Below are 14988 nucleotides of genomic sequence, written 5' to 3' on the forward strand. Positions count from 1 at the left end.
GGAGCTTCGAGGCCGCGGCATGGAACATCGTTGAGGGAGATCATGTCCAGGAGGCCTGAGGCGTCCGAGTCGTGAGAATAATCGACGTGGCCAGTGGTGGACCACTGCTTGAAGAGATCTACGGCAACGTGCTCCGGCCGTCCTTCACCCTGAACGAATTGTCCCCGTACGGTGAAATCACTGAGGCGCTGGCTCACGGCAGGACGGTTGTCACCGCCGTGCTGGATGACAAGGGGCGCCCCATGGGCGCCGCTGTGGGGGAATGGTCGCCGAAGACAGGTGTGCTGCTGCTTGCCTACATCGCAGTCCGCCCGGAGTGGCGGTCACGGCGGTGCGGTGCGTTGCTCATGGATGCGGTCCGTGGCGCCTGGCGGAAGCGGTTCCAGCCGTCCTTCATCCTCGTCGAGTTCGAGCACCCGCTTGCCCACCGAAGCGATGCCCAGCATGGCGATCCGAGGGCGCGCTTCCGGTTCTATGCGAGGCATGGAGTGCGGGCTCTCGGATTGCCTTACTTCCAGCCGTCCCTCGGGTCAGGCCGGGAGCGGGTCTACGGCATGGTGCTTGCCGCTGTTCATGTGGCGCCGACTGGGACGGGTGGCCATGTGGACACCGTGGCGTCGGCGCCGATCCGTGAATTCCTGACCGACTATTTCTTACGCACGGAAGGAGAGGTGCCCACTGATCCGGCGGGCCGACGCCTGTGGCGGGCACTGGAACATGGTGACGCCGGTATTTCCCTGATCGGCTTGACCGACCCTGCCATCCTCCCGGTCTCCCGGCCGGAGTAGTCGGTCGTCCGTACGCCAGGCCCTCGACCAGCTGCTCGTCGTTCCGTTCTCGGCGGGCACGTTTCCCGGTGCCGGGCAGACCGTGAACTGCCTGGAGGGGCCGGTCCCGCAGCTCGACACCGTCCAGATCGACAACTCCCACGGTCCTGACTTCCTGGGTGAGCAGGCGCAGTCGGCCAAGTACCGTGCCCACTTGGACTGGACCGAGCGTGTCGCCCTGTCGACAAAGGCGTCACGCGACGTCGTCCGGGACATCGTCGATGGCCTGTGAGGAGACCCCGATGGACGGCATCACCTGGGAAGAGCTCTTCTGCGGCGAAGGCGCGAGCTGCTTCCGTCTCGGTACCGATCCCCAAGGCAACGCCTACATAGCCATAGCCGGGCAGGAGGAGCGGTACCTCACCGACAGCCGCGAAGCGCTCCGCTCCCTGATCCTGGAGATCAAGGCGGGGAAGGCCGATCACCTGCTCTGAGCCGGGCGGTGGGGTGGCGGGCACTCGTTCGAGGGGGGCTTTCGGGTGACGTCTCCGCCGCCCGTGGTGCCTGCCCGGCCCTGCGCGGTCTGGTGACGTGGTCGGTCAACCGGTGCCGGTTCTTCGGGGGCCGGGAGGTCCGGAAGGGCTTCGACGGCTGCTCCGGCCGGGGCCGTCGAGCAGTAGCCACAGCGCGGTGAGCAGGACGGAGGCCAGGCACCAGCTGGCCACGACATCCAGTGGCCAGTGGTACCCGCGCCGCACGAGCCCGTACGACACGCCGAGCACGAGGGCGGCGCAGACGGTGACGAGGGCGCGGCGGGCGGTGGCCGTGCGCAGCCAGGGCAGCAGCACGAGGGCCGCGGCGCCGTAGGCGACGGCGGCGGTGGCCGTGTGCCCGGAGGGGAAGTAGCCGGTCCCGGGCGGCACGGCCGCCGTGCCGTGCCGGGCCGTCCACGCCTTGAGCGGCACGACGAACAGCGGCACCAGCACCATCAACCCCGCCGCCCCGAGGGGCGCCGGCCACCACCGGTCCCTGCCCGCGGCCCGCGCCCGCCAGGCCGCGTAGCCGAGCACCGCCGCGAGGACCGGAACCGCGACCTGTACGTTCCCGAGATCCGCGAGCAGCTCGGAGCCCCGGTCCGGATGCAGCAGGGCGTCACTGACGTCCCGGTCCACGCCCAGCAGCGGACCGCGGCTGACGACCTGCCAGGTGATCAGTGAGAGGAGCAGCGCCGGAAGGCCGACGAGCCAGACGAGGAGGAGGGGGATCCGGGAGGACGACACGCGCACAGCTTCGCAGGTACGGCGACGCCGAAGGGCCGACGCAAGAGGGGGAGCTGCGTCGGCCCTTCGGGGAACGGTCGGTCTGCGGCCGTCCGCTCGGATCGGAACGTCGCCCGCCCCGGGGGGTGTGGGGCGGGTGACCGTCCGATCGGTGAGGAGATCCGGAACCCGAAGGCTCCGGTGGTGTGCGCGAGGTACGACCAGGTCGAAGCCGGGGAGGCTGCGGCCTGCCCCACAGTTCCCTGTGGGCGGGTGGTTCTCTCGTCCGAGAAGAGAACCTACGGCAGCGGATGGGTGTGGAACAGCGGGAACGGCGTCCGGTCATCCACCTCGCACACCTTCTTCACACAGCCTGCCGCCGGCTGCGCCGGACGTGCGTATCCGTCGCTCAGACGCCTGCGAACGCCTGCTCGAGGATGTCCAGGCCCTCGTTCAGCAGGTCCTCGCCGATGACCAGCGGCGGCAGGAAGCGCAGCACGTTGCCGTAGGTGCCACAGGTCAGGACCAGCAGGCCCTCGGCGTGGCAGGCCTTGGCGAGGGCGGCGGTCGCCTCCGGGTTCGGCTCCTTGGTCGTACGGTCCTTGACCAGCTCGATGGCGATCATCGCGCCGCGGCCCCGGACGTCGCCGACGATGTCGAACTTCTCGGCCATGGCGTTGAGGCGGGCCTTCATGACCGCCTCGATGTTCTTCGCCCTGGCGTTGAGGTCCAGCTCCTTCATCGTCTCGATGGAGCCGAGCGCGCCTGCGCAGGCCACCGGGTTGCCGCCGTAGGTGCCGCCGAGGCCGCCCGCGTGCGCGGCGTCCATGATCTCGGCGCGGCCGGTGACGGCGGCCAGCGGGAGGCCGCCGGCGATGCCCTTCGCCGTGGTGATCAGGTCCGGGACGATGCCCTCGTCCTCGCAGGCGAACCACTGGCCGGTGCGGCAGAAGCCGGACTGGATCTCGTCGGCGACGAAGACGATGCCGTTGTCGGTGGCGAACTTGCTGATCGCGGGCAGGAAGCCCTTGGCCGGCTCGATGAAGCCGCCCTCGCCGAGCACCGGCTCGATGATGATCGCGGCCACGTTCTCCGCGCCGACCTGCTTGGAGATCTGGTCGATCGCCTGCGCGGCGGCCTCCGGACCCGCGTTCTCGGCGCCGGTCGGCCAGCGGTAGCCGTAGGCCACCGGGACGCGGTACACCTCGGGCGCGAACGGGCCGAAGCCGTGCTTGTACGGCATGTTCTTCGAGGTCAGCGCCATGGTGAGGTTGGTGCGGCCGTGGTAGCCGTGGTCGAACACGACGACCGCCTGCCGCTTGGTGTAGGCACGCGCGATCTTGACGGCGTTCTCGACGGCCTCGGCGCCGCTGTTGAACAGGGCCGACTTCTTGGCGTGGTCGCCGGGCGTCAGCTCGGCGAGCGCCTCGGCCACGGCCACGTACCCCTCGTAGGGCGTGACCATGAAGCAGGTGTGCGTGAAGTCGGCGAGCTGGGCGGAGGCGCGGCGGACGACGGCCTCGGCGGAGGCGCCGACGGAGGTCACCGCGATGCCCGAGCCGAAGTCGATCAGCCGGTTGCCGTCGACGTCCTCGATGATCCCGCCGTCCGCCCGCGCGGCGAACACGGGCAGTACCGAGCCCACGCCCTGCGCGACCGCGGCGGTGCGACGGGCCTGCAGCTCCTGCGACTTCGGGCCGGGGATGGCGGTGACGACGCGGCGCTCCTGCGGAAGTGCGGTCATGCGGGGCTCCTGGGGGGTGCAACGGACATGTGGTTTCTTTTCTCGCAGGCTAGGGCGGGGAGGGGGAGCTGGGCATGCTCCATGTGGGCGTTGTTCCGGGGGGCGGGTTGTCCGTGGTGGACATAGCGGCAGTGCGGGACACGGCGGGGGCCCGGCGCGGACGGGCCTTCCACCGTGGCGCGACCCGGCCGGTGAAACGGTGAACTCGCCCTGCCGGGGCGTTAGATTGACTCGCTGACGATGAACGGCGCGGCTGGTCAGGGGGCAAGGGCGATGGACAGCGACGGGACGCAGGACGCTCGGAGCACGCATGCGCACCCCGTGCCGCGCCCTGCGGGGCCGCCGGAGGCGCCCTCGGTGCCCCCGAGGCCGGCCAGGGCGCCGGGCGTGCCGCCGCTGCCGGACGGGTCGGCGTTCCTGACCTGGCTGCGCACGCCGCGGCCGGAGGCACTGCCCGGGGTGTGGCGGTTCGGACACCGGCCGCGCCCGGAGGAGGAGCCGGAGCGGATCCCGGGGCGGCAGCTGCTGAGCGGGGCCCTGATCGCGTTCCTCGTGGGCTGGCTGATCTGGTCGCTGCTGTGGAACGGGTACCTCGGCGGCTGGTGGCTGCTGCCGCTCTACGCGATGGTCCCCGACTCCTGGGCCGAACCCCACAGCTTCGGCGCCGTCGTGGCCGTCTACACCTACTACCTGCTGATCGCGGGCGCCCTCATGATCGGCGTGGGGCGGCTCGGCCGCTGGGGTGAGGTCTGGCGCCGCTACGGACCGCCCGCATGGCGCCGTACGCCCCCGGAGAGCGGGCGCCCGCCGGTTCCCGAGGCCGACCCCGCCTCCTGGCCCGCCCTGCGCGCCGCGGGCGCCGAGGACGCCGCGGAGCGGCTCGCCGCCGACGCGCGCGCGGGACTGATGCGGGACGTCGACCACGCCCGCATCGCCCGCGCCTGGCAGGGCGTACGCACCGGCCTGCACCCCCTCGCCACCTTCACCGGCGCGGTGCTCAGCCACGGCGCCGCCGCCTGCCCGCACCCGTCCGGCGCCCGCGACCTGCCCGCCCGGCAGGCCCGGCACGACCTGGTCACCGGGCAGGTGCGGATCGGCACCGCCGCCGACGACGCCCGCAACCCGTACGCCTACCGGGGCGCCGGCCTCGCGCTCGGCCCCGAACTGCTCGGCACCTCCCTGCTCGCGGTCGGACCGGCCGGCTCCGGCAAGACCGGCGGTGTCGTCCGGCCGCTCGCCGAATCGCTGTGCCTGCACGCGCTCACCGGACGGGCCGCCGTGGTCGTCGTCGGCGCCGCGGGGGCGGGGATCGGCCCGGCCGACGCGTACGACGTCGTGGTGCGGATCGGCAACCCCGACTCCGCGTACGACCTCGACCTGTACGGCGGGACCACCGACCCCGACGAGGCCGCCGCGGTGCTCGCCGAGGCGCTGGTCGGCGACCTGGCCGACCCGCACCCCGGCAGCGACAGCCGGCGCGCCACCACCGTCCTCGCCCAGCTCCTCGGCCCCTTCCACGCGGTGCACGGCCGTTTCCCCTCCGTCCCGGAACTGCGCGGGCTGCTCGACGGTTCGCCCGGCCCGCTGGCCGCGCTGCGCCAGGGCCTGGCGGAGACGGGACAGGAGTCGCTGCTGCGTGAACTCGACGCCCGGGAAAGGCAGATGGCGCACCCGGGCGATGTGGGCGGGGTCCTCGCCGACCGGGTGGCGCTGCTGGACCGGCCGGCCTTCGCCACGTTTTTCAAAAGCACAGCCTTCAAGAGCGCGGCCACCGCCGGGCAGACCCGGCCGTTCAGCCTCAGGGCGCTGGACCATCCGGTGCGAGTCCGGGTCGACCTGCCCGAGCGGGGCCACGCCGACGCCTCGCGGGTGCTGGCGCGGCTGGTGCTGGCGCAGTTCACGGCGAGCGTGACGGTACGGGAGGACAGGTCGCTGTTCGCCTGCCTGGTGCTGGACGACGCGACCGGCGTGATCACCCCCGAGGCCGTGCGCGGCATCCAGCGGCTGCGGTCGGCCAACGCCGGGGCGGTGCTCACCCTGCGCACCCTGGACGACGTGGCGAGGCCGCTGCGCGGACCGCTGCTCGGCACCGTCGGATGCCGGATGGCGCTGGCCGGGCTCACCCCGTGGGACGGGCAGGACTTCGCCGAGGTGTGGGGCAAGGAGTGGACCGAGGCGCGGGACGTCACCGACCGGCAGATCATCGCGGACAGTCCCGCAGGCAAGGCCTGGCACGCGGTGCGGCGGGCCATCACCGGCAAGGCGCCGACCGCGCGGGCCGTCACCGTGCGGCAGGTCGAGCGGGAGCGGTGGTCGGCATCGGAACTGGCGCACGCGGTGCCGGCGGGGCACGCGGTCCTCTCCCTGACCGACGTCAGGGGCGAGCACGCGCCACCGCTGCTGGTGGACCTGCGGGGCTGAGCCGCTGCACGCGGGGGCGTGATGACGCGGTGATGTGATGACGCGGTGACGCGGTGACGCGGTGACGCGGTGACGCGGTGACCGTACGGTGGGGCAGAATCGACAGAGGTCGTTCATACGTGGCGGCCAAAAGTACACAACGTTCGCCTGATGTCCCGATCTCCGCCGACCTGAAGGCCCCATGCCACCGACGCTCGCTTCGCTCGTCCACCACTCCACGCTCAAACTGACCGTGCGTGCGGGCGAGGACGGCCTCGACGTACCGGTCCGCTGGGCGCACGCCAGTGAGCTGGCCGACCCCGTTCCCTACATGGAGGGCGGGGAACTGCTGCTGATCACCGCCCTGAAGCTGGACGCGGAGGATCCGGCGGCGATGCGCCGCTATGTGAAACGCCTGGTGGGGGCGGGGGTCGCCGGGCTCGGCTTCGCCGTCGGCGTCCACTACGAGGACATTCCCGAGGCGCTCGTGGAGGCGGCGCGGGAGGAGGGGCTGCCGCTGCTGGAGGTGCCGCGCCGCACCCCCTTCCTCGCGATCAGCAAGGCCGTCTCCGCCGCCATCGCCGCCGACCAGTACCGCGCGGTGACAGCGGGTTTCGCGGCCCAGCGGGAGCTGACCAAGCAGGGGCTGGCCGGCGGCCCCGAGGGGCTGCTGACCGCGCTCGCCGCCCAGGTGGAGGGCTGGACCGCGCTGTACGACGCCTCGGGCGCCGTGGTCGCCGCGGCGCCGGAGTGGGCGGGCAGGCGCGCGGCACGGCTCACGGAAGAGGTGCGCCGGCTGCGGGAGCGGCCCGCGCCCGCCTCGTCGGTGGTGGCCGGGCCGGAGAATCCGGAGATCGACGACCGGGTCGAACTGCACTCCCTCGGCACCGGCCGACGCCCCCGGGCCGCGCTCGCCGTGGGCACGGCCGCAGCTCTCGGCACCGCCCAGCGGTACGCCGTCCACTCCGCCGTCGCGCTGCTCACCCTGACCACGGAACGCTCCGGCTCCCTGCGCGCGGCCGAACAGCGGATCGGCGCCGCCGTGCTGCGCATGCTGCTCGCAGGGGAGGCCGACCACGCCCGCGCGGTGGCCGGCGACCTGTACGGGGGCCTCCTGGACGCGCCCTTCCGGATCATCGTGGCCGAGACGGGAGCGGCGCCCGCCGCCCGGGCCCAGGGCGACCCGAACGGCGAGGCCCTCGACGCCCTGGCGGAGGTCGTGGAATCGGCCGCCGCCCGCTCCGGCGAGGCGGTCCTGGTGGTGCCGGAGCGGGAGCGGCTGGTGGTGCTGGCCGCCGACGGCGGCGCGGCGGTGTCCGCGTGCTGCGACCACGCGGCCGGCCTGGAGGCGGTGCGGAGCGACGGGGGAGCCCACGAGCCCCTGGCCGGCGTCGGCGAGGACGAGCTGGTCGTGGGCCTGTCCGCACCGGCCGGCCCGATCGCCGCGTCCGCCGCCTACAAGCAGGCCGGGCAGGCGCTGTCGGTGGCGCGGCGGCGGGGGCGGGTGCTGGTGGAGCACGAGCAGATGGCCGCCGGGTCCGTGGTGCCGCTGCTCGCCGACGACGCGGTCCGGGCGTTCGCCGACGGGCTGCTGCGGCCCCTCCACGAGCACGACGCGACCGGGCGCGGCGACCTCGTCGCCTCGGTGCGTGCCTGGCTCTCCCGGCACGGGCAGTGGGACGCGGCGGCGGCCGACCTCGGCGTGCACCGCCACACCCTGCGCTACCGCATGCGGCGCGTCGAGGAGATCCTCGGCCGCTCCCTGGACGACCCGGACGTACGCATGGAACTGTGGCTGGCCCTGAAGGCGACCTCGCCCGACTGACGGTCGCCGGGTGACGGCCGACGTCTGAGCCCTGACGACTGGTGCCTGAAGCCTGGTGCCTGGTGCCTGAGGCCTGGTGCCTGAGGCCTGACGCTCGACGACTGATGTCCGACGCCTGGACGGCGAGCCGAGAGACGGGGCCGGTGCCGCGCGTGGCGGGTGGGCGCGGCGGGCGGGTGGGCGTGGCGGCGACCGACCTGCCAAAGCGGCGCGCGGCGGCGGTCGACTGCTACGGCTCGGACAAACGACCCGCTCTCACCCCGGCCCTACCGTGGATCCAGCAAGCCAAGCAATCACCCCCAACGCGGAAGGGCCGGGACTCGCCATGCCAAAGGAAGAATCGGCAGCCACCCACGCCTTCTGGCTCGCCGGCCGCCAGGCCACCGGCGAGGCTGCCTTCGACGTCACCTCTCCGTGGGACGGCCGGGTCGTCGGCACCGTGAGCGTGCCGTCCGAGGCCCAGGTCGAGGAGGCCGTGGCCGCCGCGTACGCGGTACGGGACGAGTTCGCCGCCACCCCCGCCCACGTCCGTGCCGCCGCCCTCGACCACGTCAGCCGGCGGCTCGTGGAGCGCACCGAGGAGATCGCCCGGCTGATCTCCGCCGAGAACGGCAAGCCGATCAAGTGGGCGCGCGGTGAGGTCGGCCGGGCCGTGTCCGTGTTCCGGTTCGCCGCCGAGGAGGCCCGCCGGTTCAACGGCGGCGAGGCCCAGCGGCTCGACACCGACGCCGGCGGCCAGGGACGGCTCGCCTTCACCCGACGGTTCCCCAAGGGGGTCGTGCTGGGCATCGCGCCGTTCAACTTCCCGCTGAACCTGTGCGCCCACAAGATCGCCCCGGCCGTCGCCGCCGGCGCCCCCATCGTCCTCAAGCCCGCCCCGGCGACTCCGCTGTCCGGGCTGATCCTCGGTGAGCTGCTCGCCGAGACCGAGCTGCCGGCCGGTTCCTGGAGCATCCTCCCGGTCCCCAACGACCGGATGCCCGCCCTCGTGCAGGACGAGCGGCTGCCGGTGATCTCCTTCACCGGTTCCGAGCAGGTCGGCTACGCGATCATGGACTCGGTGCCGCGCAAGCACTGCACCCTGGAGCTCGGCGGCAACGGCGCGGCCGTCGTCCTCGCCGACTGGGCGAGCGACGAGGACCTGGAATGGGCGGCGAGCCGCATCGCCACCTTCTCCAACTACCAGGGCGGTCAGTCCTGCATCTCCGTGCAGCGGGTCATCGTGGACGCCTCCGTCCACGACCGGCTGCTGCCGCGCATCGTCGCCGCCGTGGAGGCCCAGGTCACCGGTGACCCGGCGGACGACGCCACCGACGTCGGCCCGCTGGTCAGCCAGGCCGCCGCCGAGCGCGTCGAGGCGTGGGTGCAGGAGGCCGTCGACGCCGGCGCCGCCCTGCTCACCGGGGGCAAGCGCGACGGCGCCTCCTACGCGCCGACCGTGCTCACCGACGTCCCGGCCGATGTGACGATCTCCTGCGAGGAGGTCTTCGGACCCGTCCTGACCGTGCAGAAGGTGGACGGCGAGGCCGCGGCCTTCGCCGCCGTCAACGACTCCAAGTACGGCCTCCAGGCGGGGGTGTTCACCCACGACCTGCAGACCGCTTTCCGGGCCCACCGCGCCCTGGAGGTCGGCGGCGTGGTCGTCGGCGACGTGCCCTCCTACCGTGCCGACCAGATGCCGTACGGCGGCGCCAAGCAGTCCGGTGTCGGCCGTGAGGGCGTGAGGTTCGCGATGGACGACTACACCTACGAGCGGGTGATGGTGCTGACCGGCCTCGCCCTCTGAGGCGGACCGGCCCCTGGTCCGGGCACCGCGGCGGGCGACGTTCGCCCCGTCGCGGGGCCCGGCACGTGCCCCGGGCTTCGGCTTCGTTCGGGCAGGGGCCCCGGAGCGCGCACCGGACGCGGCTCCTTGACGGACGAACGCCGCCCGTCGCGACGCCGCCCGCTCCCGGCGGCCGGCTCCGCGAGGAGGCGAGCCCGTCGCACAGAGGGGTCCGGCACCGGTGCCTTCCGGTGCCGGGCCCCTCTTCGCGTCGGCCGTTCCCGGGCCCTCAACCGGGGAGGAAGCCGACCCGCGCGAGCCGCAGCGGGCCGCGCAGTCCCAGGCGCAGGTCCTGTACGCCGTGCACGCCGCCGACGGCGAGGGACGCGCCGAGCGTGACGTAGTCGTACGGGCCGGACGTCGGGGTCCGCGGGGACAGCGTGGCGAGCACCGGGCCGCCGTCGAGGGACAGTTCGACGGTGCCGCCGCCGGACACCTCGACGGTCACCTCCGTCACTCCGCTCCCGAAGTCGCAGCGGCGGAAGAGCAGTTCGCCCGCCTTCCCGGCCACCGGCGCCACCGCGTCGCCCGACTCCCTGGTCCGGTCGACGATCTCGGTGCCGCTCTGCTCGTCGAAGTCCGCCGCGTCCAGGCCGCGTTCGAGGACCGGGCGGGGGACGCCGGGTTCGCCGTCGAGGGTGAGGAAGGTCCGCTGCCGGACGTCCGCACTGGAGGCGCCGGCCAGCAACTCGTACCGGCCCGGCTCCACCCGCCACCGGCCGACCGCGACGTCCCAGAACGCGAAAGCGGACAGGGGGACTTCGAAGGCCGCCTCGGCCGTCTCGCCGGGTGCGAGGGTCAGCCGCCGGTGGGCCACCAGTTCGCGGCGCGGACGCGGCGCCGAGGGGTCCACGGCCCGGGTGTAGAGCTGGGCCACCTCGTCGGCCGGGACGGCGCCGGTGTTGGTGACCGTGAAGGAGACGCGCACCGCCTCCGGCCCGACCCGGGCCGTCAGCCCGCCGTAGGCGAAGGCCGCGTAGGAGAGGCCGTGGCCGAAGGGGAAGAGCGGCGTGCCCTCGAAGTACAGATAGGTCTGGCGGGAGCCGATCACGTCGTAGTCGAGGCGGCCGGGCAGATCGGCGTCGGCGGCGTACCAGGTCTGCGGCAGCCGGCCGGCGGGGGAGACGTCACCGGCCAGCACGCGGGCCAGCGCGGTGCCCGCCGCCTGACCGCCGTGAGCGGTCCAGAGCACCGCCGGCAGGTCCGTCGGATCGACCGCGTAGGGGTAGGAGGAGACGAGCGCCAGCACCGTGTTCTCGTTGGCGGCGCGGGCCGCGCGCAGCAGCAGCTCCTGCTGGGCGGGCAGCCGGAGCGTCGTACGGTCCTCGGTCTCCCGGCCGTTGACGTGCGGGTCGTTGCCGGCGACCACCACGACCGCGTCGGCCCGTGCCGCGGCCCGCGCCACCGTCTCCTCGCCGTGCTCGGTGACGATCAGCCCGAAGACCTCGGGACCCGGCTCGTCGGCCGCGTCCGGTGCGGCAACCTTCACGCCGTCGGCGGCGACCAGCACATGGCGTCCCGTTCCCATGTGCCTGAGGAGGTGACCGTCACCGTGCGGTTCCAGCCGGAACGTCTCCCGCACGATCCAGCCGCCCGGCTGGTCGGCGGAGGCGCGGAGGTAGCCGTCCTCGGCGACCGAGAGGTACCGGCCGTCGGGGGCACGCAGGGTCAGCAGGCCCTCGCCCCAGTCGACCAGGGCGAGTTCGGTGCCGTCCGGGCCGGCGGTGAGCGGGGCCAGGTCGGTGCGGCCCGCGAGCAGCGCCGGGTCCAGCGCGCCCTCGGCGCCGGGCGCCGCGTCGGGGGTGTCGGGTGCCGGCGGGACGTGCAGGAACGTGTCGGCGGAGGTCCGCAGCAGCACCCGGTCCACGCCCTCCGCGAACTCCACCCGCTCGGCGCCGAACCGCTCGTAGAGCCCCTCCAGCGGAGTGGAGCGGTGCAGGAGGGCACCGCTGTACCAGTCGAGCTTGCACTCGTCCGCGAGCAGGCCGACGACGGCGACACGGGTGTTCGCCGGAGCCAGCGGCAGCAGGCCGTCGTTCTTGAGCAGGACGACCGCCTGCTCGGCGGCCTCCTGCGCCAGGGCCCGGTGCTCCGGGGTGTCGAAGGCGTGCTCCTCGGCGGGCGGGTCCTGGTCGAACTCGCCGAGCCGGAAGCGTACCGAGAGCTGCCGGCGGACGGCGGTGTCGATGTCGGCCTCCGTCAACAGCCCTTTCCGCAGGGCCGACTCGAGGCGCTCCACGATGACCGAGCTGTCCGTGCCGTGGTCGGTGAAACTGTCCACGCCGGCCCGCAGCGAGGCCGCGACGGCCTCCTCGTGGGTGTCGAAGTAGTGCTCGGAGTCCACCAGGTTGGAGGGAGCGCCGGCGTCGGAGCAGACCAGCAGTTCCTCGTCGGTCCAGGTGCGCAGCTGCTCGCGCAGATACGGCGAGACGTGGTTCGGGCGGCCGTTGACCAGGTTGTAGGCCGGCATCACCCCGGCCACCGCGCCCGCCCCGACGGTGTCGCGGAAGGCGCGCAGGTCGTACTCGTGCAGCACGCGCGGGCGGACCGAGCTGGAGGTGGTGTCCCGGTCCGTCTCGTTGTTGTGCGCGAGCCAGTGCTTGAGCACCGGGGCCGTGCGCCAGTACAGCGGATGGTCGCCGCGCAGGCCGCGGGTGTAGGCGGTGGCGATCGCCGAGGTGAGCCGGGGATCCTCCGAGTAGCCCTCCTCGTTGCGGCCCCACAGGGGGTGGCGCAGCAGGTTGACGGTCGGGGCCCAGACGTTGAGGCCGACCCGCTCGTCCCGGGCGCGCATCGCGCGGGCCTCCCGGGACACCGCCTCGCCCACCCGGCGCACCAGCCCGGGGTTCCAGGTCGCCCCCAGCCCGACCGCCTGCGGGAACACCGTCGCCGGGCCCATCCAGGCGACGCCGTGCAACGCCTCCTGGCCGGTGCGGAAGGCGGCGACGCCGAGGCGTTCGACGGCGGGCGTGAACTGGTGCAGGGCTTTGACCTTCTCGTCGGGGGTGAGTCGCGACAGCAGGTCGTCGACGCGCTTCGCGAACGGCAGCAGCGGATCACGGAAGGGCGGGGTGGGCGGCGTGGGTGCGGTCACGTGGGAGTCCCCTTGCGGTGGAGCGATGAGACGCTTTCGAAGCGCTTCGATGCTGGTTCCGGGCAGGGGTGGGTGTCAAGGACGCGGGAGCGGCGAATCGGGTGCTTCGCAGTGCGTCCCGGTTATTCCGCGATGACATCCCATGAGTTGCGACCGGGCGGGACCGTGCCGTGCCTCCGAGGAATCTTGGAAATGACCCTTGTGCGCCCTTGGGCGTTCACTTAACCTCGCAGCAACATCGAAGCGCTTCGACTGTGAGGCCGCCTCCCCGGCACGTTCCCTCCGAACGACCGCTTCGGCTCAGCCAGTTCCAGTGAAGACACCGCAGCAGACGGCCACCGCCGGGTGTCCTGGTGCGCCATGAAGGGTTGACGCGATGACGCCGAACGCCGCCTCCACCTCCTCCGGACCCAGCCGGAGAAGCTTCCTCGCCTCCACCGCGGTCGCCACCGCGGCGGTGGCGGGGGGAATGCCGCTGCTCGCCGCGTGCGGTGGCTCGGACGGAGGCTCGCGGGACGGCACCACCTCGGGCAAGGACGCCGAAAAGCTGCTGCCGGCCTACGTGGCGAGCGACGTGGTCACCCCCGACATCCCCAGCCGGAACGGCTCCGCGGTCGGCTTCACCGGCAAGCTCGACCTCGCCGGTCTGAAGACCTCGGTGCCCGAGAAGCTCGGCAAGGGCGGCAAGATCACCGTCATGTCGCCGTTCTGGGGCTCCCCGCCCAAGGGCGGCAACGCCTACTACCGGGCGATGAACGACCTCATCGGCGTCGACGTGGCCTGGCAGAACCAGGACGGCAACACCTACGACCAGAAGCTCGGCGCGGTCCTCGCCTCCAGCGAGGTCCCCGACGTGGTGGTCGTCCCCGGCTGGAACATGACGGGCAAGATCCCCAGCGCCGTCATCGGCAAGTTCGCCGACCTCGGCCCGTACCTCTCCGGCGACGCGGTCAAGGACTACCCGAACCTCGCGGCGATCCCCACCGACGCCTGGCAGCGGTCGATCTTCGGCGGCAAGCTGCGCGGCCTGCCCATGCCGTCCTCCTACGTCACCGGCATCGTGCCGCTCTACCGCCGGGACATCTTCGAGAAGGAGGGGTACGAGGTCCCCCGCTCCTGCGACGAGTTCATGGCGCTGGCCAAGGACGCCACGAACGCCAGGGCCAAGCGCTGGGCCTGCCTGGACATGAAGTGGACCGCCTTCAACGCCTTCGGCGTGCTCTCCGGGGAGGAGAAGTCGCTCGGCTGGAACCAGGTCGACGGCAAGCTGATCCACCGCATGGAGACCGACGAGTACCTCGAAGCCCTGGAGTGGACGCGCAAGCTGTTCGCGGCCGGCGTCGTGCACCCCGACGCCGAACTGGGCAAGAGCAACGCGGCCGACCCCGGACCCAAGTTCGCCGCCGGCGAGTTCCTGATCTACAACCAGGACTCCTCGCAGTGGTGGAGCCGCACCGCCGAACAGGCCGTCCAGAACCCGGAGTTCAAGATCTGGGGGATGGACGTGTTCGGCCACGACGGCGGCGACCCCACCCTGTGGGCCAAGAACCCGGCCGGCATCTTCGCCTTCGTCAACAAGAAGGCGTCCAAGGCGGTGATCCGTGACGTGCTGGCCGTCGCCAACGTCACCGCCGCGCCGTACGGCACCAAGGAGCACATGCTCACCAACTACGGCGTGGAGGGCACCCACTACACCGTCGAGGACGGCGTGCCCACCAAGACCGACCAGGGCAACATCGACGTGATGAACGCCTACGTGATGATCGCGAGCCCCGCCGCGACCATCGCCCACCCCGACTTCCCCGAGGTCGCCAAGGGCCAGGTCGAGTGGCAGCAGCGGATGGGCGCGTTCACCAGGAAGTCGGCCTTCTACGGCATGCAGATCACCGAGCCCTCCCGCTGGGCCAACCTCTCCAACGACTTCGAGCAGTTGGAGGACGACGTCATCCGGGGCCGCAAGAAGATCGGGGACATGCAGCAGGCCGTCTCCGACTGGAAGAGCAAGGGCGGGGACAAGCTGCGCGACTGGTACCAGAAGATCCTCGACGAGAACGGCCCGGCGGCCGGCTGACCC

At 72.7% G+C, this 14988-nt stretch carries 9 protein-coding genes and 1 pseudogene; 7 read left to right on the top strand and 3 right to left on the bottom strand.

The features are described 5' to 3' along the window. The first annotated feature begins 71 nt into the window (after nucleotides 1–71). From ACWEQO_RS13305 to ACWEQO_RS13315, 3 genes and pseudogenes are all read left to right on the top strand, one after another. Nucleotides 72–788 carry a GNAT family N-acetyltransferase gene (locus tag ACWEQO_RS13305; RefSeq protein WP_452982256.1) on the top strand — a complete coding sequence of 239 codons (717 nt, stop codon included), beginning with the start codon at nucleotides 72–74 and terminating at the stop codon, nucleotides 786–788. After that, a pseudogene (locus ACWEQO_RS13310) lies at nucleotides 784–1059 on the top strand (Scr1 family TA system antitoxin-like transcriptional regulator); the annotation flags it as partial. The gene ACWEQO_RS13305 and the pseudogene ACWEQO_RS13310, both read left to right, overlap by 5 nt. Before the next feature lie 10 nt (nucleotides 1060–1069). Further along, nucleotides 1070–1261 carry a hypothetical protein gene (locus tag ACWEQO_RS13315; protein ID WP_361453134.1) on the top strand — a complete coding sequence of 64 codons (192 nt, stop codon included), beginning with the start codon at nucleotides 1070–1072 and terminating at the stop codon, nucleotides 1259–1261. A gap of 105 nt (nucleotides 1262–1366) precedes the next feature. Here ACWEQO_RS13315 and ACWEQO_RS13320 read toward each other — a convergent pair whose 3' ends face one another. Together ACWEQO_RS13320 and gabT are read right to left on the bottom strand one after the other, a co-directional pair. Beyond that, on the bottom strand, nucleotides 1367–2047 hold the full coding sequence (locus tag ACWEQO_RS13320) for a phosphatase PAP2 family protein (protein WP_361453137.1): 681 nt from the start codon (nucleotides 2045–2047) through the stop codon (nucleotides 1367–1369). 388 nt (nucleotides 2048–2435) lie between these two features. Then, a complete protein-coding gene (gene gabT / locus ACWEQO_RS13325; protein WP_361453140.1) occupies nucleotides 2436–3770 on the bottom strand; it encodes a 4-aminobutyrate--2-oxoglutarate transaminase in 1335 nt (444 codons plus the stop codon). A 273-nt stretch (nucleotides 3771–4043) separates the two neighbouring features. Between gabT and ACWEQO_RS13330 the strand changes: the two genes are divergently transcribed. The 3 genes from ACWEQO_RS13330 (at nucleotide 4044) to ACWEQO_RS13340 (ending at nucleotide 9781) form a co-directional block, all read left to right on the top strand. Then, entirely contained in the window at nucleotides 4044–6191 is a 2148-nt protein-coding gene (locus tag ACWEQO_RS13330) for an ATP-binding protein (protein WP_361453144.1), read from the top strand. 181 nt (nucleotides 6192–6372) lie between these two features. Beyond that, the gene (locus tag ACWEQO_RS13335; RefSeq protein ID WP_452982261.1) at nucleotides 6373–7995 is read left to right on the top strand and encodes a PucR family transcriptional regulator; all 1623 of its coding nucleotides are present in this window, start codon (nucleotides 6373–6375) and stop codon (nucleotides 7993–7995) included. A gap of 325 nt (nucleotides 7996–8320) precedes the next feature. Beyond that, nucleotides 8321–9781, top strand: a complete 1461-nt coding sequence (locus ACWEQO_RS13340; RefSeq protein ID WP_452982264.1) for an aldehyde dehydrogenase family protein — start codon at nucleotides 8321–8323, stop codon at nucleotides 9779–9781. Nucleotides 9782–10049: 268 nt separating this feature from the next. Here ACWEQO_RS13340 and ACWEQO_RS13345 read toward each other — a convergent pair whose 3' ends face one another. After that, the gene (locus ACWEQO_RS13345) at nucleotides 10050–12914 is read right to left on the bottom strand and encodes a glycoside hydrolase family 3 C-terminal domain-containing protein (protein ID WP_452982267.1); all 2865 of its coding nucleotides are present in this window, start codon (nucleotides 12912–12914) and stop codon (nucleotides 10050–10052) included. 376 nt (nucleotides 12915–13290) lie between these two features. Here ACWEQO_RS13345 and ACWEQO_RS13350 point away from each other — a divergent pair, with 376 nt between their 5' ends. Next, nucleotides 13291–14985, top strand: coding sequence for an extracellular solute-binding protein (locus ACWEQO_RS13350; RefSeq protein ID WP_361462319.1), 1695 nt, complete (start codon nucleotides 13291–13293; stop codon nucleotides 14983–14985). Nucleotides 14986–14988 lie beyond the last annotated feature (3 nt).

It is taken from the genome of Streptomyces sp. NPDC004051 (assembly GCF_053604275.1).